We start from the raw sequence: 274 nt of genomic DNA on the forward strand, positions 1-274 counted from the left end.
AAGGCCACAGCCTGGTGTTCGATCAAGGCCTTGCCAAAGCTTTCCTGCTCGCGGGCGTAGTCACGGGCCGCTTCAAACGCGGCGCGGGCCATGCCCACCGATTGCGCGGCGATGCCCACGCGCCCGCCTTCAAGGTTGGCCAGGGCGATCCGGTAGCCCTCGCCCTCCTCCCCCAGACGATTGGCGAGCGGTACCTTCACGTCTTCAAACAGGATCTGGCAGGTATCCGAGGCGTGCTGACCCAGCTTGTCCTCGACCCGCGCCACGGTATAAC

At 65.3% G+C, this 274-nt stretch carries 1 protein-coding gene; it reads right to left on the bottom strand.

Annotated features, from left to right (window positions below; all coding sequences use genetic code 11):
* A partial coding sequence (locus tag AC0L20_RS41020) for an acyl-CoA dehydrogenase family protein (protein WP_473295829.1) occupies positions 1–274 on the bottom strand: 274 nt, incomplete at both ends.

It is taken from the genome of Bradyrhizobium sp. Kon58 (assembly GCF_055807455.1).